This is a genomic window from Haloarcula hispanica ATCC 33960, assembly GCF_000223905.1.
In the GTDB taxonomy this organism is placed as follows: domain Archaea; phylum Halobacteriota; class Halobacteria; order Halobacteriales; family Haloarculaceae; genus Haloarcula; species Haloarcula hispanica.
In genome coordinates this window covers 198,696-219,057 of record NC_015948.1, presented here as the reverse complement: position 1 = coordinate 219,057, position 20,362 = coordinate 198,696, and the positions used below count along the sequence as shown (strand labels likewise).

Sequence of the window (20,362 nt, the reverse complement as noted above, 5' to 3'; positions counted from 1 at the left end):
GCCGACAAATAAGAGTTGATACCGGGTCAGCAGCGTCATCCATCTTTCTCCGCCGCCCCCATCTCCGCTAACTCCAGCTTCGAATGTCCCGGGAACCAGTTTGTGGCCGTACACTATAGTAACAATCGAAACGATTTACACACTGATCGCACGACGGCAGTGCGATCAGGTGTGCATTGATTTTCAATGGCTACTATAGTTCGTGCGACCCCGATAGGTCGGGCGTTGCCCCGTCGAAAGCGGATTCCATGAGCGGCCTGCCCGTACTGTATTCTTCGATAGAGTCTTGATTCTGTGTGCAACCGTTTTCGAGCAACAGTTCACAACGTCGAGTCTATAGAGAAAGGCAGGTAACAGTTACGTACCGGCACTTCTCGGGGGTGTAAGAGACGAGGAAGCCAAGGGCCGGATTTGAACCGGCGATGGGCGGCTCTGCAGGCCGCTGCGTTAGGCCAGACTCTGCCACCTTGGCGCGAATAGAGGTAGTCAACTCGGTCGTTTAAGCGTAGCGAATTCGATTAGCCATTACTCTCTGCCTGATCCAGATCACCGTTCCCTCGACCGGGATAGTACTGTAGATTGATGATTGTCCCCGTCCAAAGAACCAAACTGCTCGCGTTGGCAAGTAGTGCGACCCGCGGCGGAATTAACGGCATACACGAGCCGTACATCGTCAAGATCCGCTCGGACCATCTCGACAGACAGCAGGTGCGACACCGTCGAGGAGTGCTGTGAATTCGTTCAATTCGACTTCACAAGTCTGCGAACTCTCGATCCAGCCACGTAGCTCTCGGTTTGTACAAATACAGAAAGCCCACTCGGGAGAGATACCTCTCCTGAGTGGGCTATGTAAGTATGAATGGTGGCGGCGAACCGCGTTTCCCAGAGGCTCGCGCACTCCAGTACTCCCCGGAACGCTGGTGGGCTTATCTTCCGTGTTCGGGATGGGTACGGGAGGCAACCCCACCGCTGTGGCCGCCTAACGTCGAGTCGTGGAATCGAACCACGAAAGTACCAGTCTCGATCGGGTCCACCGTCTGTCCGTGCGATCCAGTTTGCGCCTGGACTCGTTCAGCGACGAGTAAATCGTCGGTGAATGAGTCACAGTGCGTATGAATGATGGCTTTGGTCTGTTAGTGCTCGTGGGCTTAACGTCTCGTTACCTCGACGCGCACACCCCAAGTCTATCGACCGCGTCTTGTACGCGGGACCTCGGCGGTGTCTCTTTTCCAAGTGGGTTTCGAGCTTAGATGCGTTCAGCTCTTACCCCGTGCGGCGTGGCTACCCGGCACGTGCTCTCTCGAACAACCGGTACACCAGTGGCCACCAACCGTAGTTCCTCTCGTACTATACGGTCGTTCTTGTCAGACACCATAACACACCCAGTAGATAGCAGCCGACCTGTCTCACGACGGTCTAAACCCAGCTCACGACCTCCTTTAATAGGCGAACAACCTCACCCTTGCCCGCTTCTGCACGGGCAGGATGGAGGGAACCGACATCGAGGTAGCAAGCCACTCGGTCGATATGTGCTCTTGCGAGTGACGACTCTGTTATCCCTAGGGTAGCTTTTCTGTCATCAATTGCCCGCATCAAGCAGGCTAATTGGTTCGCTAGACCACGCTTTCGCGTCAGCGTTCCTCGTTGGGAAGAACACTGTCAAGCTATCTTTTGCTCTTGCACTCTTCGCCGGGTCTCTGTCCCGGCTGAGATAGCCATAGGGCGCGCTCGATATCTTTTCGAGCGCGTACCGCCCCAGTCAAACTGCCCGGCTATCGGTGTCCTCCTCCCGGAGTGAGAGTCGCAGTCACCGACGGGTAGTATTTCACTGTTGACTCGGTGGCCCGCTAGCGCGGGTACCTGTGTAACGTCTCCTACCTATGCTGCACATCGGCGACCACGTCTCAGCGACAGCCTGCAGTAAAGCTCCATAGGGTCTTCGCTTCCCCCTGGGTGTCTCCAGACTCCGCACTGGAATGTACAGTTCACCGGGCCCAACGTTGGGACAGTGAAGCTCTGGTTAATCCATTCATGCAAGCCGCTACTGATGCGGCAAGGTACTACGCTACCTTAAGAGGGTCATAGTTACCCCCGCCGTTGACAGGTCCTTCGTCCTCTTGTACGAGGTGTTCAGATACCTGCACTGGGCAGGATTCAGTGACCGTACGAGTCCTTGCGGATTTGCGGTCACCTATGTTGTTACTAGACAGTCCGAGCTTCCGAGTCACTGCGACCTGCTCCGTTCCGGAGCAGGCATCCCTTCTTCCGAAGGTACGGGACTAACTTGCCGAATTCCCTAACGTTGGTTGCTCCCGACAGGCCTTGGCTTTCGCCGCCATGGACACCTGTGTCGGTTCTCGGTACGGACACTATGCTCGTCTTTTCATGGGCCCCAGGTTGAATCACGTTTCCCTATACCGCCGTTCGTCCGCTTCGTACCATTACGGTTTCCACGGAGTTGGACGGTTCGACCGGGCGAAAACCCGGCGTGATCGACCCCAGGGCGTCAACTTTCACTGCATAGTGGCACGGGAATATTAACCCGTTTCCCATTTCGTCATAGTCGAGTTGCGGTATGACTTAGGACCGGCTAACCCTCAGCTGATCAGCAGTGCTGAGGAACCCTTATCCATTAGGCCGTCGGGGTTCTCACCCGACTATCGCTGCTACTATGGCCAGGATTTTCGTCACTAATCGGTCCACAGGAGCTCTCGCCCCCGCTTCCATCCAATTAGAGCGCCAATCTACTCGATTACCAGTATGAGTGGTACGGACAGGTCTCGGTGGTGGATTTGAGTCCCGATCATTTTGGGCGCCTCAAACCTCGGCCGGTAAGCTGTTACGCTTTTCTTAGAGGGTAGCTGCTTCTAAGCTCACCTCCCGGCTGTCTAGGGCTCGAGACCACCTTCAGAGGATTACACTTAATCCACACTTGGGGACCTTAACCTATCTCTGGGTTGTTCCCCTCCTGGTACACAGGCTTACCCCGCGCACCGGAATCCCCGCGTCAAACAGCGTCTGTAGGTTTGGAGTTTGACAGGTGTGCCGACTCCTCTCGGAGGCGGACACACCAATCGGTCGCTCTACCCCACAGACTACCTCGGCGGAGGTCATGCTTCGACATGTTTCGATTGGAACCAGCTGTTGCCGGACTCGATGGGCCTTTCACCCCTACACATAGATCACGAGAGGGTATTGTAGGACACCAACTCTAACAGACTTCCACGTGCCTTTCGGCACGCTTCATCTTGTCCATGCGTAGATCGTCCGGATTCGGGTCGTGTCCACATGGCTCCCCGCCCTTGAAGACGGCGGCCCTCGGGCAAAGCCCTGCGGCCATGTCGGTTTCCCTGTGCCTCCCCGGATGCTCCGGTTAGACTTGCCATACAGACACACTCCCTGGCTCGTTTTTCAAAACGTACGACAGAACATCGGCTTCCTGTAAGTCTTACTGGACGCTCGCGCGTCGGTCATTCGTTACAGGACCTTGTATGCCCTGTCGCTCGATCGCCAACTGATTTCATGCTCTATTTCGCCTCCCTTCTGAGGGTACTTTGCAGCGTTCGTTCACACTACTTGTTCACTATCGGTCTCAGGTTGTGTTTAGCCTTCGCAGTCGATGCCTGCGTTATTCGCGAGGGATATCCAACCCCCGCTACTCTGGCACTACCGCACAGCGTACTGGTCTTCAGTACGGGGTTGTCACCCTGTATCACGCTCTATTCCAAGAGACTTCGTGAAGACGGTCGGCTGATGAGAGGTAGCCCGGACACCACATTGCCCGTGAGGGCTTCGGTTTGGGCTGTATCGCGTTCACTCGCGGTTACTAACGACATCACGTTGCGTTTTCTTTTCCTCCCGATACTGAGATGTTTCAGTTCTCGGGGTTCCTCATTGCGCGAAGCAATTGTTAGAGAGATTCTCATTCGGAAATCCATGGTTCTTCGCCTCCGTGCGGCTCCCCATGGCTTATCGCAGCTTGGCACGTCCTTCATCAGCGCCTGAGCCGAGCAATCCACCAGCTGGCATAGTAGCCAACGTCGTTGTGACCCGTTCAACTGAACGAGTCCAGTGGACGCCTGGATCGCACGTACACACGGTTTCATATTCGCCCCCAAGGTGGAGATGGTGGGCGAATCGACCCTTCCCAGGCTCGGTTTCACCCGGCCTGGTGCATCTGTCGTCGTACCATATCCCATCGCCGTCCCACACTTAAGGGGCACGGTTCGGGGCTGGCACGTCGTATGGACCCACTGGGATTTGAACCCAGGGCCTCCGCCTTGCAAAGGCGGCGCTCTCCCGCTGAGCTATGGGCCCGGCAGATCCGCACGGTTGTTAGCCCTGATAGTTCATAGGTGCCCGGTCGACGGAGTTCTCGAACACCGAAAGGTGGGTCAGGCCAGAGGCCTGATCCCGATCAGTAGGAGGTGATCCAGCCACAGATTCCTCTACGGCTACCTTGTTACGACTTAAGCCCCCTTGCGGAGCCCAGATTCGACCGTCGCATGACGGCCTCATCCGGACCCCACTCGGGTGCTTTGACGGGCGGTGTGTGCAAGGAGCAGGGACGTATTCACCGCGCGCTTCTGACACGCGATTACTACCGAATCCAGCTTCATGCGGGCGGGTTTCAGCCCGCAATCCGAACTACGACTCCGTTTGGAGATTAGCGTCGCCTCTCGGCGTTGCATCCCACTGTCAGAGCCATTGTAGCCCGCGTGTTGCCCGGTCCATTCGGGGCATACTGACCTACCGTTGCCCGTTCCTTCCTCCGCTTTAGCAGCGGCAGTCCTCCTAGTGTACCCAACTACCTCAAGGGTATTGCTGGCAACTAGAAGTGCGGGTCTCGCTCGTTGCCTGACTTAACAGGACGCCTCACGGTACGAGCTGACGGCGGCCATGCACCTCCTCTCAGTAGCGTCGGGTAAAGTCGTCAACCTGACCGTCATTACTACTGTCGGGACCGGTGAGATTTCCGGCGTTGAGTCCAATTAAACCGCAGGCTCCTCCGGTTGTGGTGCTCCCCCGCCAATTCCTTTAAGTTTCATCCTTGCAGACGTACTTCCCAGGCGGCTCGCTTCTCGGCTTCCCTAGGGCGCAGCGCAGGCTCGTAGCCTACGGCACACCTAGCGAGCATCGTTTACAGCTAGGACTACCCGGGTATCTAATCCGGTTCGAGACCCTAGCTTTCGTCCCTCACCGTCGGGTCCGTCTTCCTGAGGTGGTTTCCCCATTGGTGGTCCGTCCAGGATTACAGGATTTCACTCCTACCCCGGACGTACCCCCCAGGTCTTCCGGCCCCAAGCCGGACAGTTTCCGCTGGACGCCGACGCGTTGAGCGCGTCGATTTCCCAACGGACTTGTCCGGCCGGCTACGGACGCTTTAGGCCCAATAATATCGGCCATCACTTGGACTGCCGGTATTACCGCGGCGGCTGGCACCGGTCTTGCCCAGTCCTTGTTCCTGTACCACCTTACGGTACAGAAAAGCGAGGGCTATATGCCCTCGCACTCGGAGTCCCCCTATCGCACTGTCGTGCAGTGTAAAGGTTTCGCGCCTGCTGCGCCCCGTAGGGCCCGGTATCTTGTCTCAGATACCGTCTCCGGGTTCTTGCTCTCACAACCCGTACCGATTATCGGCATGGTGGGCCGTTACCCCACCATCTACCTAATCGGCCGCAGCCACATCCTACAGCGCCGGAACGTTTCTAACTCTCGGCACTCCAGCCTGAGAGTTATATCCGCTATTGGCCTCAGTTTCCCGAGGTTATCGCGGTCTGTAGGGTAGTTTGGCCACGTGTTACTGAGCTATATGCCACGGGTCTAAGCCCGTGCGACTAGCATGGCTAAATCGGACTCCGATAGCAATGGCCTCCGGCAGGATCAACCGGAATGTATCCCGGCACAATGCCGGGGGGTTAGGCGGGATCACACCCATATAATGGGTGTGGTCGCTATCGAAGGGTGTTCGAGGACACCCGTCGACCGAGTGTCACCGAACTATCAGGGCTAACATCAGATCCCATCTTGACGGCGGACCGCAGGGGTGGAATCCTCATTTCTTCGGACCTGATTGTTGTCTCGAAGCCACCATAAAGGCTTCGAGTTTCGTTGGCGAGTCGATCCCGCCTGGTCCGTGTCGGCAGGGGTTCAACACCCCGACCGAACGTCGTTCGCGTTCATTCCGAGTGCCCTATTACACTTAAGGGCATCGGATGGGGCTCGCGTCGAACCGCACGACGCGAGCGACCTTCGCGTTCATTCCGAATGCCCTGTTACACTTAAGGGCGTCGGAACGAGTGCGTTCGTTCGGGGGCGTCGGCCCCTGTCCGCGTTCGCATTTCATTCCGATGGGTGAGCCACACTTAACCCCGTCGAAGGGAGTCGCCTACGGGACAAGATTACACGGGGGAGAGTGTTGCACACGACTGCAGACGGTCAGTACGGCGTGTCGGGAATGGGACGCCGAAACAGACGTCGACTCCGCGCGCGCACGAACAGTTACAGCAGCCGCTACCGGCCGGGCGTTGCACCGAAAATGTCGGGAATGCGACCTAGATCTCGTCTAGGTGTTCGACGCCCTGCTTCGAGACGTTCCCTTTCGTGATGTCGCCGGGCATCCAGTCGGGTTTGTCGTCGGGTGCTTCCTCGACCCATGCCCACGCCTCGTAGATGTGGACTTTGTGGGTTCCTTTCTCCCGTAGTCGTATCTCCTCAGGGTCAGCCTGATCTTCACCGTCGGCCGGCTCGAGTCGACGTGCTGCCTTCAGCGCAGCCTGTCGAGGTGTTCCGCCCGAGAAGACGCTCGATTCGTCACCGTCTTCGCGCAGTGCGAAGTTGCGCTTGTCACTGTCGGGTGCCATGGATTTCACCGCTCCATGCCAATTCAGCACATGGCAGAACATAAATATACCCCCCAATCCGCCCTCCGTCGGGGGGTACCTTTATAAATTGAAGCCATCACGTACCGGTTCAAACCAGCAAACCGGCCAGTTCAAGCCGAATATTCGGGTCGAAATCGTCACGCGCGTCCACAAAACCACCAGCCAGCGGCCGGCGGCACGGTAGACTTAAGTGTATCCTGCGGTGAAGTGCGGAGTAGGATAGCGCGATGGTGCGAAAGAAGAAGCTCAGCCCGAGTGGCGCCAAAGATGAGGACGGCGAGTACCACAACGTACATATCAACATTCACGAAGACGAGCTGGCCGTGGCCGGGATGGAGATCGGCGACGAGGTGTTCGTCCGCGTCCGTGACAACAAGATTATCATCCAGAAGGCCGACCCCGAAGAGGTCGAACACGACTTTTGAGGCACCATCGACGGTGACACAGTGCCACCGGGCGGAGATGCCGGAGCCATCGCCCGATATCAACCGGTCACCACTGTTTTTCGGGCCAACCGGACTACCATCACAATGAGACCCTACGATATCGCGAAACCACTCCTGTTTTCACTGCCAGCCGAAACTGCCAACCGGAGCGTCCACCGACTGCTGGAGGCAGTCGACGGAACGCGGGTCGCCGAGGCGATGGCCGACCGCTACACCGTCGCTGACGACCGACTCGCAGTGGAGGCGTTTGACCAGACCTTCGACAACCCAGTTGGGGTCGCGGCCGGCTTCGACAAGAACGCGACCATCCCCGGAGCGCTGGCGTCGCTCGGCTTCGGTTTCGCCGAGGTCGGCGGCGTCACGGCCGAGCCACAGGCCGGCAACGCCCGCCCGCGGATGTTCCGGCTCAGGGAGGACGAGGCCATCATCAACCGAATGGGCCTGAACAACGACGGGGCCATCGTCATCGGCGAGCGACTGAAGAACGTCGATGCGCCGTTCCCGGTCGGCGTCAACATCGCCAAGACCGAACACGTCGGAACGAGCGAGGCCCCCGACGACTACCGGACCACGTACGAACGCGTCGCCGAAGGCGGGGACTTCTTCGTCGTCAACGTCTCCTGTCCAAACTCGGAGGGCTTCGAGGAGCTCCAGAACCGCGACGCGATGGAAGCGATCCTCAGTGAGCTACAGGACGCTGGCGCGGCCCCGCTGCTCGTGAAGCTCTCGCCGGACCTCCCCGAGCCGGCAGTTGAGGATGCACTTGATCTGGTGACTGAACTCGACCTAGACGGCGTCGTCGCGACCAACACGACGACGGAACGGCCCGCCAGTCTGCGCTCGCCGAACGCGGTCGAGACGGGCGGCCTCTCGGGGAAGCCGATCGAGAACCAGGCGACCGAGATGGTCCGGTTCGTCGCCGAGCGCGTCGACGTGCCCGTCGTCGGCGTCGGCGGCGTCTCGACGGCGGAGGGTGCATACCGGAAGATTCGGGCCGGGGCTTCACTCGTCCAACTGTACACCGGCCTAGTGTACCGCGGCCCGTCCATCGCCCGCGAAATCAACGAGGGGCTGCTCGACCTGCTCGCGGAGGACGGCTTCGACTCGGCCGAGGACGCCGTCGGCGTGGACCTGTAGCCGGCGAATCTTGAAGTACAGTTACGGCGAACCGCCAGCATGGATGACAGTCCCCGCACCCTGCACATCGCCGCCTGGGACGACCGCTTTCTCGCGTGGCTCCTCGACATCCTGCTCGTCGGTGCCGTCCTCTCCGCACTTGGCGAGACCGCTGGCGTGTTCTCTCTCCTGGCCGGCGGCCTCTCGGGTACCACTCCGGTCACCGGCCTGAACGGGCTCGGGCTGTTCGTCTACTGGACAGTGCTCGAAGGCCGGCAAGGGCAGTCGGTCGGGAAAATGGTGATGAACATCGCCGTGACAGACGAACGCGGCAACGCCATCGATTACGGCACGGCAGCCATCGAGAGCTTCGGGAAGGCGTTCCTGCTCCCCATCGACATCCTCGTCGGCTGGCTTGCCTACGAGGAAGAGGGCCTGCGGCTGTTCAACAAGCTCTCCTCGACCATCGTGGTCGAAACCGACGAAGAGGCCACAGGAAAACCGAGCGACGTAGAGTACGTGTACCCGAGCGACAAGTAGAGCAGCGCGGAGAGAATTGGACGCTCACTCCGCTCGCAGTCGAAGCTATTCCAGCGCGTCCAGCCGGAACTCGAATGCTGCGACCGGCAGCTCCAGGTCGTGCTCGACGAGCACTTTCGGATGAATCTCGCCGATGACACCGGCCGATTCACCGTCGAGGACGACCTCGGCGGCGCGGCCGCCGATGAACGACGGATGCGTGGTTGGTGGCGTTTCGAGGTCCTTGTCGAAGGCGTCGGCGAGCGCCTGCAGGCGGGCCTTCGCGTCCTCGTATGAGGCGTCCGTGCGCGCGAGCGCGGCGGCAACAGTGCGGTGTTCGGCGACGCCGGTGTTCTCCGAGTCGTCGAGACCGGCGGCCAGCCCGATTTCGGCGAGGTCCTGCGGGTAGCTCCGGTGGGTGTTGTTTTCCAGCACCATCATGATGGACGGGAGCGCCCACGTCCGGAGAATGGTGTAGTCCTCGCTGTAGGGCTCCTGAATGGTGACCGGGTCGGTCTGGCCGACGACATCCCCGTCCGGGTTGTCGGGGTCAAGGCCCATTCGCTCGAAGTTCTCGGCCTCGTTTATCATGTGGAAGTTCAGCAAATCCTCGAAGCCCAGCCCGACCAGAGCGTCGCGGGCGGCGTCCTCAAGCCGAGACCGTTCATGCCGACCGCCGACCGTCGACACGTCGGGGTAAGTCGGTTCGAGGCTGTTGAATCCGAGCGCCCGGCCGATGTCGTCGATGATGTCCAGCGGGTGGATGACATCGACGCGGTACGGTGGGACCTCAACGTCGTATGCCACACCGTCGTCAGATTCAGTCTCGCTCGCGTCGAGGCCAGCGCGCTCGGCGTAGTCGATGACCTCGCGGCTATCCAGCGAGACGCCGAGGATGGACTCGATGCGGTCGTGCGTGACCGTCTTCGTCCGGACGGAGAAGTCCGGCCGTTCCAGCGTCTTGCCGGCGTACTCTCCGGGCGCGTCATCAGCGTAGGACACGTCGACCTTCTCGACCTGGCCGCCGCGGGCGGCGAGCGCGTAGCAGACGATATTACACATGTGGTCGATGGTCCACTGGTCGGTCCCGGTCATCTCGATGAACAGGTCCCGGGAGTCGACGCTGACCTCGGTCCGGCGGCCGTTGATGACCGGCGGGAACGAGAACAGGCCGATTGCGTCGTAGATGGCCGGGACGCGGTCGAAGTCGGCCACGAGGTCACCGTAGGTCTGGCCGGTTTCGTGAGACGCCATGACCTCGCTGGGGGTCATCTCCGCGTCGGCGTCCAGCGGGACGAACGTCGCCTCGTCCGGGTCGGCGCTGGTGTAGGTGATAGACTTGCCAGTCTCGTCCGTGACCGAGTCGCCTTTCAACATCGTCAGGTCGTGAACCCCAATCGCGCCTTTCGCCCGCTTGCGGCCCATCGTCGCGTGGAGCTTCTCCTGCAGTTGGATGAGCGACTCCAGCGCCGCTTCGTCCATATCCAGGCCGCGGACGATAGCGCCGGTGACGTAGGGACGCTCGTCGGGCTGGTCCTCGACCTCGATGCTCCAGTCGGCGCTGTTCGTGTTGGGGACCTCCACGCCGCGGTCGTCGCCGTAGTGGTAGCGCAGCGACCGCGCGACCCCCTCGACGGAAAGGCGGTCGAGTCTGTCGGGCGCGAACTCTAGCTGGAACTCGTCGTCCTCGGTCCAGCCCTCGAATTCCAGCCCGAGATTGAACAGGTCCGACTTGAGTTCGTCGTCGTCTTTTTCGTCGTGCCCAGTCAGATACCGTAGTTCATCGGGGTCGACGTCGACGACCGGCATCAGCGCATCACCTCCGTCTCCCGCAGCAGTTCAAGATCACAGAGCGTCCCGTGCACGTCGCGGATGTCCTCGAAGCCATACATGAGCATGAGTAGTCGTTCGAGCGAGAGGCCCCACGCCATCACGTCGCAGTCGACGCCGAGCGGCGTGAGCACCTCGTCGCGGAAGATACCGGAGTTGCCGACCTCGACGACCTCGCCGGTCTCGGGGTGGGTGCCGAACAGTTCGAAGCTCGGCTCCGTGTAGGGGTTGTAGTGGGGCTTGAATTCCAGATCAGTGATACCGAACTGTTCGTAGAACTCCGTAAACGTCCCCATCAGGTCCCGCACGGAGAGGTCCTCGGCCATCACCCAGCCTTCAATCTGGAAGAACTCGAGCAGGTGGGTCGGGTCGAGCGTGTCGTTGCGGTACACCTTCTCGACGCTGAAGTAGCGTTCGGGCGGGTCGAGTTCGCCGACCTGATGGCCCGAGAGATAGCGCATCGACAGCGAGGTGGTGTGGCCCCGTAGGTCCATCCCGCGGGCGATGTCCTCGGTCCACGGCGAGTGGTACCCCTCGCCGTCGGGGCCGACGCCGTCCCTGTGGGCCGAGCGGACCCGCTCGACGAGGTCCGGGGGGAGGTGGCCGATCTCCTCTGGCTCCTCCAGGGCGAACTGGTCCCAGTGGGTCCGCGCCGGGTGGTCCTGTGGCATGAACAGGCAGTCGTTGATCCAGAACTGGGCGTCGGCGTGGGGGCCCTCCATCTCGGAGAAGCCCATGCCGACGAGCGTGTCCTTCACGCGATTGGCCGTCTGGCGGAGGATGTGCTCCTTGCCGTGGCTCACGTCCTCGGCGTCGGCCTCGACGTTGTACTCGGTAAAGGCAACGTCCTCCCACTCGCCGCTGGTGAGCATCTCGGGGGTGAGCTGGTCAACCGTCTCGGCGGCTTCGACACCTTCCATCAGCGCGGTGACACCGTCGTCGGTGAGCTGGACCGAGCGGACGGTTTCCTCACGCACGTCGAGGAGCCCACGCCGTTCCAACTGCTCGAGCGCGTCCGCATCGGCGTCCTCGACACGCCCGTCTGCGACGGCCTCCAGTGCCAGCATCTCGGGGTCGGACCCGGGGTCGGCGTCTTGGTTGGCCGTGATTTCGCCGCTGTCGATCTCACCGTAAGCCTTGCGGGCGTAGTTCGAGAGCGCGATGTCGACCGCGCCGCCTTCGAGGCCAGACGCGCCGATGACCTGTCCCATCTGGACCGGACCATCAGCTGCGCCGGCGTCGATAGCTGCCTCGTAAAGGTCCTGTTCGGGCAGACTCTCGCGGACGTACTGGTCGCCTTCCTCGGTGAGTTCGTAGTGTTCCAGCGTCTCCTCGGAGACGGCAAGCAGTCCGTCGGCTTCGAGTTCGAACGCCGCTCTGGTGGCCGCTTCCGGCTTGAGGTCAGCCTCCGCAGCCACGTCGTCGATACGCCTGTCTTCCTGTGCGTCGGCGGCCTGCAGGACGGCCACCTGTGCCTGTGGTCGTTTCATACGGGTGTCTCGGTCTTGTGGGGATAACCGCGGGTCGCTCAGTTAACGGTTCTCACTTCCTGTTCGCGGTTTCGTCTGACCACGCCTCTCGACGCCGTCAGAGTCCACACACGATCAGGCAGCGAAGAAGAAGCCGAACCCCGGACTGTCGAGTGGCTGACGAGCGACGCCTGGGTGGGATTCGGGTGCCATATCTGAGCGATTGTGATTAGCGGCTAAAAGCGTTGTGCGTGTACTCGTCTCGACACGAAACATGTGTGGCGGCCCGGTTCTCAGTCCGCGCTCGTCGGCGCGCGGTCGGAGTCGAGGTCGATGTCGAGTTCCTCGAGCCTGTCTTCCCACTCAGCGCGTTTCTCCTGATGCTCTTCGAGGAACTGCTCCATCAGCTCGGCGGCCTGTTCTTTGCAGCCGCCACAGAGGCGTTCACCGCCGACGCACTCGTCGTAGACCTCTTTGGCGAACTCGTCGTCGTCGCCCGAGAGCAGATACGCGTACAGTTCATACACCGGGCACTCGTCGGCTTTGCCGCCTTTCTCCCGCTGTTCCTCGGCCGTGGAGCGACCGCCGGTAGTCGCCGATTTTACCTTGTCGTAGCCGTCCTCCGGGTCGTCCAGCAGCGAGATGTGGGAGGCTGGAATCGACGAGGACATCTTGCCGCCGGTGAGGCCGGTCATGAACCGGTGGTAGATCGAGGACGGCGGCTGGAAGCCGTAGCCGCCGTTGTCGAGTTCGACCTGGCGAGCCAGCTCCTCAGCCTCGGCGTGGTCCAGATCGAAGGTGTCGATGTGCTCGTCGTACACCCGTTTCTCGCCGTCGATGGCTTCGATGAGGGCCTCGAAGGCCGCCTCGGTGGCGTTGCGGTCGAGGAACCGGATTCGCGGGCGGAGCGGTTCCTTGCCCGCCTCGGCGAGTTTGGCGACGACGGACTCGCGGGCGTCGGCGGGCGCTGGCTGGTGGTCGCGCAGCCAGTCGGCGGCCTCGCCACACCGCGGCCGGTCGACGTCCTCGGCGTACTCCTCCCGAGCATCGTAGGCCTGCCGGAGCAGCGTCCGCTCGACGGCGTCGGCCTCGAAGCTGGCGAAGGCCTCCGTCACGCCGAAGAACCGCATCCGCGCGGCGAGGTCCCGGGCCAGCCGCATGTGCGGGTCCTGGTCCGGGCCGACGGGGATGACCGTCGGCTTCGGCCCGTCCAGTTGCGGGTAGAGGATGTCCGCCATCTGGGTGACGACCGACTGCATGTGGGAGACGTCCGTCTCGCCGTCGAAGTCGTAGATGGCCTGCAGTTCCGAGAAGTTCGCCTCCGCGCCGAGTTCGAACGCGAGGTCCTGCACCTCGCGGTTGTCGGACTGGCGGTACAGCGTCCCCTCATCGGGGTCGAATCCGAGCGCAAGCAGCGAAAGGACGTAGTCCGTCGCGTGCTCGTCGATTTCGTCCCAGGACAGCCCGCGGGCGCTGTGAGCTTCGAGGTCCGCGATGAGCGCATGTGCGTCCCCGCCCTGCTGTTGATGCCAGATGATTTCGTCGAAGACTAGCTTGTGGCCGATGTGGGGGTCGCCGGTCGGCATGAACCCCGACAGCGCGGCGAAGGGGTCGTCGTTGCGCATCGCTTCGGCGACCGGTCGGTAGTCTCGGTGGCCGAAGATGACGCCCCGCCGCATCAGGTAGTGGGGATTGGGAACTTCGGGGAGCACCTCGTCGAACGCCTCGATGCCGAACTGCTCGAACAGTTTGCGGTAGTCGGCGATAGTCGAGGAGCCCCAGGGGTCGAGCGTCGCCTCGTCGGCCCCTTCGGCCTCAGTGCCGCCGTCCGGTAGCACCGACTCGCCGCCGGAGCGGGCGTCAGGCTCCCGCCACGTTCCGCCCGACTGGCGGCGGTCCTCGTCGGGCGATGCGTCGTCGTGGTGGGAATCGTCTGTCGTCATGGATGTGCTCGGCTCGCGGTGAGCCACGTTACAGGTGCTTTGGTTCCGGTCGGCGCAAAAAGGGTTCGTTTCGGTGCGCCACACAGAGCGGCGTATCAGGGAACAGATGAATGACCACCGGCCGGTGAAGTGGCGACCAGATCAGGGCGTCAGCCGCTCGACGGCGATCCACTCGAGATCGTTGCCGTTGCCGCTATCGCCACTACCGTCGCCACCGTCCGCCGTGAGAGCGAACACCATCGTCTTCCGGACGCCGTGGGCCAGGCGAACGTCCAGCGCGAGGTCCCGCGGCTCGAAGCGGTGGTCGGCCGGCAGCACCCGCACCAGTAGCTCTGAGTGCCCAAGGTTCTCGGCACTTTCGACGTCGGCGTAGGTCCGGAAGTCCGCGCCGAATTTGAAGCCGGTCTTTGGCGCAACGCCGCTCGCTCGCAGCGCCGTATAGACGGCCAGCCGGCGGTCGAAGCGGTCGCCCTCGACCTCGCGACCCCGCCCGACGACAGCGTCGGCCCCGCCATCGACCGTGAGCAGCCCCTCCTGTGCGAGATACGCGGCCTCCACGAGCGAGAGCTGGACCGCGCCGTCGTCGCCAAGTTGCTGCCCGTAGAATGCCTGATCGTACAGCTCCGCCGGCGGTTCCCAGCACACCACCCGCTCTCCGAGCAGTTCACCCGCCGTCGCTGGGACGGCGGCGTCGCTGGTCCCGGAGACCTCGCGTCGGTCGGTATCGAGGTACGTCACTTCGCTCTCCTCGTCGACGACCGCCAGCACGCAGCCGCCCAGGGCCGTCGCGTCGACGGTATCACGCTCGCCGATAACCCGGACGCGGTAGGCCACTTCGTTGTCCCACGGCCCCTTTCCCCGCGGGTAGACCACGAAGTCCGCGCCCGCGGCGTCGTCGACCCATCCTTCGCGGGCGGGCGTGAGGTAAAAACCGCGGTCCCGCAGGTCTTTGTAGACGGCGAAATCGACCTCGGAGACGGCCGCCGACCCGAGGAACGCGCGGAAGTCCATCCCGTCGATGCTCTCGATATCTCCGCGGTAGAGGAGGTGTGCGGCCTCCACCGGGGACAGGTCGATGTCGCCGTTGCGGACCTTCCCGTAGCCGCGCGAGTCGTAGAACCGCTCGCGCGCCTCGTAGCCGGCCCGCACGACATCACCGTCGAGCGTCAGTTCCATGCTCTGACGTGGCTCCCGCGGCGACAAAGCCCCTGCGGGTCAGGTCTGTTTTCACAGTCGCGGACACAAAGGGCCAGAAAGCCCCGAGACGCTGGAGTCGGGGGCAGGTCTGCGCGCCTCGCTTCGCTGCGGTGCTTGAACCAGCCGCCTTCCGCCAGCGTCTCGCCCCTTTCATTCCCACCCAGTGTCGGTTGGGCAACACTGGCTAAGTAGACTCTCAGGAGGTTCAGAACTGTACCCCCAGCAAACACAGTCTTGAAACCTCACCCCAATTCCGAACAGGAGCTGTCCAGACACCGCGTTCCCCCGGCAGTTTCGAACAGCGGCAAGCCACAGTCACAGTCGCCGACGACGACGCCTGACGGGATCGAGAAGCCGGTGTCGCAGTCGGGGTAGTGCTCACAGCCGGCGAGCAGGCCGCCGCGGCGGAGCATCAACAGGTCACCGTCGCAGTTGGGACAGTCCCACTCGCGGTCGAAGGCCGCGGTGACAGCGTCGTCCAGCGAGTCACAATCCCGGTCAAGGCACAGTTCGAACGCCCGCCCGCGTTCCACCCGAAGCGTGGGGAGTCCGCAGTCGTCACAGCGGCCGCCGGTGACCGCGGCATCGCTCGGAATTCCGTAGGCGGCGTCACAGCCAGTACAGGTGACATCGCTTCGGGTGCGGACCAGCGTTCCGGCGCAGTCGGGGCAGTCACGCACCGGGACACCAGCGTTCGAGGCCGGATAGCGGGCACTGCCGTGTTCCTCGTGAGGGACCACCCGGAGGAGTTCGTCGCCGTCGCGGGCGGTCACCGCCCCGTCGTCGATGGTGACGCTTTCGGCGCGCGTGAGCCACGCGACCGGCTGATACCCTTCAGCATCATGAACGAGGACGGTATTGTCCGGCTTGACGACGACGAGCACGTCGCCGCGCTGCTCCCGCTCGCGCGTTCCCTCGAAAACGGTCGTACATTCGCCAGCTATCACACGGGTTCCGTCGTGCATGGGCCAACCTGGCCGGGTTCCGGTACTTAAACCCTCAGTCGGCGACAGGGCCCCGTCGAACGGTCACCGCTGCCGGAGTCGGAACAGCCAAAGCCGTCGCCGAGCGACAGGGGGGCAATGAGCGAACCACCGGCTGCAGTCTGTTTCGATATGGACGGCGTGCTCGTCCAATCCGAAGAGCACTGGGTCCGTGCCCAGCGCGAGGACATTCTTCCGACGGCCGCACCGAACGACGACATCCCTGTCGCCGCCATTACCGGTCGGAACTACCGGGAAGTGTATCCGGACCTCGATGCCGAGTACGACCTCGAAATCAGCCGTGAGGTATTCGAGAGTCTGTTCGAGAAACACGGCGAGCGGATTTACGGCGAAGAGGCGACCGTCCTCGACGGGGCACACGAGCTACTGGACGACCTGCGGGACGCTGGCGTGGCGCTGGCGCTGACGACCTCCGCGCCGTGGGCCTGGATCGACGTGGCCGACGAGCGCTTCGACCTCCTCTCGAAGTTCGACGTCGCCATCAGTGCCGGCGACATCGACGGCCCCGGCAAACCGGAACCGGACATCTACGAGCGAGGCGCGGCAGAACTCGGCGTCGCGCCCGAGGACTGCTGGGCCGTCGAAGACTCCACCGCGGGTGCACGCGCCGCCGTCGCCGCCGGGATGACGACCGTCGGATTCCGGGGCGACGGCGATGAGACGGACCTGTCGATGGTCCACGAGATCGCGGACGACGCCGCGACACTGCACGAGGTGCTGTTAGGCGGTGTATAACAGCCGAGTATAGTCTGTTTGCAGGGGCGGAGAGAGGGCAGACTCATACTCCGGCTGTAACTATTTCAAGAGATTCGCCACCCCGAAGTGACGATATTCGTCACAGACGTACAGCCGGCAGTATCAGGAGCGGTGGGTAATAGCGATCCGATACAGAACTGGGCCGGAGACCGGGAAGCGATACTGTTCGGGTATTAGTACGGTGTGCAGAGATTCGAGCGTCACGAAACAGCGTGAAATGCCGGCGTGGAGGGGAAAGACCCGGCCAGGTCAGGCGGGGTCACCGTATCCTCGGCCTGCCAGCAGGCCGAAGACGTTGAGGGCAACGACACCCACGAAGATGAGGAAGCTCTGACTGTCCAGCCCGCCCAGCAACAGCGGCGGATATGCCAGCGGCGTGACGATAGCCAGCCAGAACGCGATGAATTGCAAGGGACGAGTGAGTGACCGGAGGATGAGGCTACTGGGGGCGGCTTCCATCGGGGAACGGAAGGGCGATGCACTGGACATTGTGGGCTTCCTCACTTCTTCGTAAGAACCCATACCCCCATATAAACGCCAGACCCTTGGGGATAATTCGTGCTCTTTTCGGAATGTTAACCGGATTTCAGCACCTTTCAACGATATTTCACGGAGCGCTGTAACGCTTTTAGATTGCTTTATAAATTTTATCGAGCTATCTGATCGAGTTTCAGAGAGACAGTCGAAACGTCGATTACCGGACCAGCACGGATCGGGTTTCGGTAATCGTCGGGAGCGGTAGCGCGGGGAACGCGACTTCGACGGTGAACGTGAGTTCGTCCGCGTCCGCGCCGAAGACGGCAACCGGAAGCGTGGCCTCGCCGAGATACGACGGCTTGGCGGTCATCTCGCGCCCGTTAACCGTCACTCGCAGGCCCGCGCGGGCGCTGCCGCCGGTGTTCCTGACCGTCACCTCCCGCATGTCGTTGTCGCCGGGCGCGATTGTCCCGGGGAAATCGCCCCAGTCGATACTGATGACGGGGAGTTCCCGCGCGTTCGCGAGCACCTGTTCGGCGACGCCGTCCGAGAGTCCGGCACGGACGAGGCCGTCCTCGCCGGCTTCGACCACGTCGGCGGGCGACGTGAGCCCGGCGGCGGCGAGTTTGCCCGCTCGGCCGCTGCCGACGCCGTCGATGGCCGTCAGCCCCACCGCGTCGGCGCTGATGCCGTGTTCGACTCTGGCTTCGACCCGGCAGGCCAGGTTCGCGTAGCGGGCCGGCCCCAGCGTGTCGACGAACTCCCGCATCGCCGCGAGCAGGCGAAGGGCGTTCTGCCGGATGACCCACGCGTCGCTTTTGAGTTCCGTGGGCGTCGTCCCGGTCATGCCCGAGCGGAGGATGGCAAGCACCTTCCGCTGGCCGGCGTCGAGACTGTCGTCGACACTGTCTCCCAGCACCGCGTGGACAGCGTCCTCCTCGTCGGAGCGGGCGCTGACGCTGTCGAACTCCGTCGCGCCGGCCACCGCGGTCAGCAGGTCGTCCGCGTCAACGGAGACAGCGGAGTCCGGGTCGGCGGCGTCCTGACACCGTTCGGCGACATCCGCGAACCGGCGCGCGGTCGAGAGCCGGAGGTAGAACTTCGAGGCTAGCTGCCCGAGCCGCGTCGGTTCGACGTTGAGACCGTCCTGTTCGACGAAACCCTCGTCGACGAGTGCGGAAAGCGTGTCACTGACCCGGTTTCGGAGATCGCTGCCGGCGTCATACTCGTTGGGGGCCGACTGCGAGCGAGCATAGTAAAAAGTCGTGGAGAGCCAGTCCATCACGTCGTCCACGTCGTCGATGGTCCCGAGCGCGATTTCGGCGTTCAGGTGGGCGTCGAGTTCCGCCGCGAGCCGTGACTCGATCTCCTTGCCGTCCCGGAGCAGGCGGCGGTACTTGTCGGCGTCCGAGCGGTCACAGACGACCCAAGCGTAGCCCATGTCGTCGTAGCCGGGCCGACCCGCGCGGCCGAGCATCTGGAGCACGTCGAGCGGGCTCATGTCGACCTCGCCTTCAAGCGGGTCGTGGAGCTTCGTGTCCCGGATGACGACACAGCGGGCGGGGAGGTTCACGCCCCACGCGAGCGTCGAGGTCGAGAAGAGGAGCTGAATCTTCCCTTGCTTAAACCACTGCTCGACTTTGTTCTTGTCCTCGCGCGCGAGGCCGGCGTGGTGAAAGCCCACGCCGTCCAGCACGGACTGGCGGAGCGTGTCGTTCGAGAGGTCGGCGGCGTCGTTGTGGAAATCGTAGTCCCCGCGTGCGCCCATCGGAATATCCCGCTCGACAATTTCGTCACGGGCCTTCTTCGCGGCCTGGACCGTGTCCTGACGGGAGGAGACGAACACGAGCGCCTGGCCCTCCTCCCGGATGTGTGGCTCGGCGAGGTCAAGTGCCCGGTACAGCCGACGGTACTTGTCGGCAAAGGCGTTCTCGCCGTGGGAGTAGGTCTTCACGTCGGCGTTGAGTGGGACCGGTCGGTACTTCTCGCCGAAAGCAAAGGTCGTCTCGTCGGGAGCATCAAGCCAGTCGGCCACGTCGTCGATGTTCGGCATCGTCGCCGACAACGCCACGACGCGCGGGTCACAGAGCCGGCGGAGCCGCGAGACGGTGACTTCGAGCACCGCCCCCCGGCGGTCCGAGTCCAGCAGGTGGACCTCGTCGATGACACAGCAGTCCACGTCAGTGATGAACGAATAGCGGCTGGTCTCGTGTTTCCGGGTGGCCGAGTCGGCCTTCTCCGGCGTCATCACGAGGATATCGGCCCGCTCGGCGCGGCGGGGGTTCAGGTCCCGTTCACCGGTGACGACGTAGACGGAGTAGCCCATCTCCTCGAACCGCTCCCATTCGCTTTCCTTCTCGTTGGTGAGCGCGCGCAGCGGTGCGAGAAAGAGCGCGGTCCCGTCCTCGGCGAGCGTCTTGCAGATGGCCAGTTCCGCCAGCGCGGTCTTCCCGCTGGCCGTCGGCGCGCTGACGACGACGTTGTCGTCGCGGTTCAGCAGGGCCGGCAGGGCCGCCGACTGCATCCGGTTGAACTCCTCGAACGGGAAGGCATCGGCAAACTCGGGGAGCACCTCCGCGACCGCCACAGTCGGCTCGCTGTCGGTTCTGGATGACACGTCACAGTCGCGGTTCCGCGACGGCAAAGGCGTTTCTATGGGGGAGCGAACGTGTGTGAAAAGCGGATGCATTCTCTGGCTTCGCTGTGCAGTTCATCGGTGTG

12 protein-coding genes, 2 tRNA genes and 3 rRNA genes are annotated in these 20,362 nt (G+C 62.5%); 4 read left to right on the top strand and 13 right to left on the bottom strand.

From position 1 onward, the window contains the following. Positions 1–396: 396 nt before the first annotated feature. The 6 genes from HAH_RS01130 to HAH_RS01105 form a co-directional block, all read right to left on the bottom strand. A tRNA-Cys gene (locus HAH_RS01130) sits at positions 397–472 on the bottom strand. Between the two features lie 388 nt (positions 473–860). Continuing rightward, positions 861–983 (bottom strand): 5S ribosomal RNA (rrf, locus tag HAH_RS01125). 130 nt (positions 984–1,113) lie between these two features. Further along, positions 1,114–4,044, bottom strand: a 23S ribosomal RNA gene (locus tag HAH_RS01120). Between the two features lie 201 nt (positions 4,045–4,245). After that, positions 4,246–4,317: transfer RNA gene (locus tag HAH_RS01115), tRNA-Ala, on the bottom strand. A 105-nt stretch (positions 4,318–4,422) separates the two neighbouring features. Next, positions 4,423–5,894, bottom strand: a 16S ribosomal RNA gene (locus HAH_RS01110). The 16S, 23S and 5S rRNA genes sit together here with 2 tRNA genes alongside, the layout of an rRNA operon. Positions 5,895–6,554: 660 nt before the next feature. Further along, on the bottom strand, positions 6,555–6,863 hold the full coding sequence (locus HAH_RS01105) for a non-histone chromosomal MC1 family protein (protein WP_004516406.1): 309 nt from the start codon (positions 6,861–6,863) through the stop codon (positions 6,555–6,557). Positions 6,864–7,111: 248 nt separating this feature from the next. Between HAH_RS01105 and HAH_RS01100 the strand changes: the two genes are divergently transcribed. From HAH_RS01100 to HAH_RS01090, 3 genes are all read left to right on the top strand, one after another. Continuing rightward, the gene (locus HAH_RS01100) at positions 7,112–7,309 is read left to right on the top strand and encodes a hypothetical protein (RefSeq protein WP_004516407.1); all 198 of its coding nucleotides are present in this window, start codon (positions 7,112–7,114) and stop codon (positions 7,307–7,309) included. A gap of 105 nt (positions 7,310–7,414) precedes the next feature. Further along, positions 7,415–8,467 (top strand): quinone-dependent dihydroorotate dehydrogenase, encoded by a 1,053-nt coding sequence (locus HAH_RS01095; protein ID WP_014039241.1) that lies wholly within the window; start codon positions 7,415–7,417, stop codon positions 8,465–8,467. 39 nt (positions 8,468–8,506) lie between these two features. Continuing rightward, positions 8,507–8,986 carry an RDD family protein gene (locus HAH_RS01090; protein ID WP_014039240.1) on the top strand — a complete coding sequence of 160 codons (480 nt, stop codon included), beginning with the start codon at positions 8,507–8,509 and terminating at the stop codon, positions 8,984–8,986. A 45-nt stretch (positions 8,987–9,031) separates the two neighbouring features. Here the strand turns inward: HAH_RS01090 and pheT are convergent, their stop codons facing one another. The 5 genes from pheT to HAH_RS01065 form a co-directional block, all read right to left on the bottom strand. Then, complete coding sequence (gene pheT, locus HAH_RS01085; RefSeq protein ID WP_014039239.1) at positions 9,032–10,774, bottom strand: phenylalanine--tRNA ligase subunit beta; 1,743 nt, start codon at positions 10,772–10,774, stop codon at positions 9,032–9,034. Further along, positions 10,774–12,285: a phenylalanine--tRNA ligase subunit alpha gene (gene pheS / locus HAH_RS01080; protein WP_014039238.1), complete on the bottom strand. Its 1,512-nt coding sequence runs from the start codon at positions 12,283–12,285 to the stop codon at positions 10,774–10,776. Before pheS ends, pheT begins: the two co-directional genes overlap by 1 nt. Positions 12,286–12,557: 272 nt before the next feature. Then, a complete protein-coding gene (locus HAH_RS01075; protein ID WP_014039237.1) occupies positions 12,558–14,207 on the bottom strand; it encodes a tryptophan--tRNA ligase in 1,650 nt (549 codons plus the stop codon). A 141-nt stretch (positions 14,208–14,348) separates the two neighbouring features. Continuing rightward, complete coding sequence (gene endA, locus HAH_RS01070; protein WP_014039236.1) at positions 14,349–15,383, bottom strand: tRNA-intron lyase; 1,035 nt, start codon at positions 15,381–15,383, stop codon at positions 14,349–14,351. A gap of 263 nt (positions 15,384–15,646) precedes the next feature. Continuing rightward, positions 15,647–16,369, bottom strand: coding sequence for a topoisomerase DNA-binding C4 zinc finger domain-containing protein (locus HAH_RS01065; protein WP_014039235.1), 723 nt, complete (start codon positions 16,367–16,369; stop codon positions 15,647–15,649). Positions 16,370–16,486: 117 nt separating this feature from the next. On the opposite strand from HAH_RS01065, the gene HAH_RS01060 reads away from it, so the two are divergent. Continuing rightward, complete coding sequence (locus HAH_RS01060; RefSeq protein WP_014039234.1) at positions 16,487–17,143, top strand: HAD family hydrolase; 657 nt, start codon at positions 16,487–16,489, stop codon at positions 17,141–17,143. Between the two features lie 270 nt (positions 17,144–17,413). On the opposite strand, the gene HAH_RS01055 is transcribed toward HAH_RS01060, so the two are convergent. Next, positions 17,414–17,653 carry a hypothetical protein gene (locus tag HAH_RS01055; protein WP_225306736.1) on the bottom strand — a complete coding sequence of 80 codons (240 nt, stop codon included), beginning with the start codon at positions 17,651–17,653 and terminating at the stop codon, positions 17,414–17,416. A 205-nt stretch (positions 17,654–17,858) separates the two neighbouring features. Continuing rightward, a complete protein-coding gene (locus HAH_RS01050) occupies positions 17,859–20,228 on the bottom strand; it encodes a DEAD/DEAH box helicase (protein WP_014039232.1) in 2,370 nt (789 codons plus the stop codon). Positions 20,229–20,362 lie beyond the last annotated feature (134 nt).